Source organism: Streptomyces alkaliphilus (genome assembly GCF_014141535.1).
In the GTDB taxonomy this organism is placed as follows: domain Bacteria; phylum Actinomycetota; class Actinomycetes; order Streptomycetales; family Streptomycetaceae; genus Streptomyces; species Streptomyces alkaliphilus.
In genome coordinates this window covers 1-1,793 of sequence record NZ_VKHT01001001.1, presented here as the reverse complement: position 1 = coordinate 1,793, position 1,793 = coordinate 1, and the positions used below count along the sequence as shown (strand labels likewise).

Below are 1,793 nucleotides of genomic sequence, written 5' to 3'. Positions count from 1 at the left end.
GCCTCCAACACCTCCTCCATCCCGCTGGTGAAACTGGCGGTGGCCACCTCCCGCCCCGGACAGGTGGTCGGCATCCACTTCTTCAACCCGGCGCAGGTCCAGAGGCTGGTGGAGCTGATCCCCGCACCGAGTACCGTCGGGGGCGTTGCGGCGGGCCGGTGATCCCGTCCGCCGCCGCTTTCCCGAACAGCGAAAGGGCACGGAGTGACCGACATCAAGCGCGTCGGAGTGGTCGGATGCGGCCAGATGGGCGCCGGCATCGCCGAGGTCTGCGCACGGGCGGGGCTGGAGGTGAAGGTCGCCGAGACCACCGGTGAGGCCCTGGAGCTGGGGCGCAGCCGGCTGGCGAACTCGCTCGCCCGGGCGGCCGAACGCGGCAAGCTCACCGAGGAGGAACTGGCTGCCACGGAGGCCCGGCTGGGCTTCACCACCGACCTGGGCGAGTTCGCGGACCGCGACCTGGTCATCGAGGCCGTGGTGGAGAACGAACAGGTCAAGACCGAGATCTTCCAGGTGCTGGACCAGGTGGTGACCCGCCCCGACGCGATCCTGGCCTCCAACACCTCCTCCATCCCGCTGGTGAAACTGGCGGTGGCCACCTCCCGCCCCGGACAGGTGGTCGGCATCCACTTCTTCAACCCGGCGCAGGTCCAGAGGCTGGTGGAGCTGATCCCCGCCCTGACCACCTCCGAGGAGACCGTGACCCGGGCGGAGGCGCTGGTCACCGACGTGCTCGGCAAACACGCCATCCGGGCGGCGGACCGCTCCGGCTTCGTGGTGAACGCGCTGCTGATCCCCTACCTGCTGTCGGCCATCCGGATGGTGGAGTCCGGCTCCGCGAGCCGGGAGGACATCGACAACGGCATGGAACTGGGGTGCGCCCACCCGATGGGACCGCTGCGGCTGGCGGACCTGATCGGGCTGGACACCGTCGCCTCGGTCGCCGACTCGATGTATGACGAATTCAAAGAACCCCTGTACGCCGCGCCCCCGCTCCTCCAACGCATGGTCGCGGCCGGCCGCCTGGGGCGCAAGACCGGCGCGGGCTTCTACCTCTACACCTGATTTCCACGCACCGATTTCACCCCTTCGGAGTAATTCGCCCCACTTGGGCCGATGGTCCGGCATGAGCACCGGCCCCCGGGGCATCTCCCGCCGTACGTCGCACGGCCCGGACACCGATCGTGTCCGGGCGCGCGACGTACGGCGGTGGCGTTCCCGGTCACCGCGCGACCGACGATCGCCCGACAATCCGAGGAGAGATCGACATGGACCTGGTGTCCCGGTCCGGATGGGGAGCCCGTGCCTTTCGGACCCCCAACGGGGCGACTCCGTACGGCCGGGCCCGACTCGGGGTGAAGGTGCACTACCTGGGCACCACCTACTCCGACCGACCGCACGACGACTGCCCCGGCTACGTCCGCTCGTTGCAGGCCCAGCACATGGACGGCAACGGCTGGTCCGACATCGCCTACTCCTTCGTGGTCTGCACCCACGGCACGGTGTACGAGGGGCGCGGTCTGGAACGGCGCAACTCGGCGAACGGCAACACCTCGCTGAACGACGCCCACTACGCGGTCTGCGCGCTGCTCGGCGCCTCCGGCCTGACCGAACCTCCCGACGCCCAACTGAACGGCATGCGGGACGCGATCGAACACTGCCGCGGAGAAGGTCCCGCGGGGGACGAGATCGCCCGGCACGCCGACGGCTTCGCCACCGCCTGTCCGGGATCCGCGCTGACCGCGTGGGTGCGCTCCGGCGCGCCCCGGCCGTCGGGTGGCGGGGGGTCGGGC

At 70.4% G+C, this 1,793-nt stretch carries 3 protein-coding genes; all 3 read left to right on the top strand.

Going from position 1 to position 1,793, the window contains the following annotated elements; translation table 11 throughout:
- Nucleotides 1-162, top strand: a 162-nt coding sequence (locus FNQ90_RS21905; RefSeq protein ID WP_407699420.1) for a 3-hydroxyacyl-CoA dehydrogenase NAD-binding domain-containing protein, incomplete at its 5' end; no start/stop codon positions are given.
- A 42-nt stretch (nt 163-204) separates the two neighbouring features.
- Nucleotides 205-1,065 (top strand): 3-hydroxybutyryl-CoA dehydrogenase, encoded by an 861-nt coding sequence (locus tag FNQ90_RS21900; RefSeq protein WP_182607928.1) that lies wholly within the window; start codon nt 205-207, stop codon nt 1,063-1,065.
- 203 nt (nt 1,066-1,268) lie between these two features.
- Nucleotides 1,269-1,793: peptidoglycan recognition protein family protein (locus FNQ90_RS21895; RefSeq protein WP_182607927.1), on the top strand; the 525-nt coding region annotated here is incomplete at its 3' end.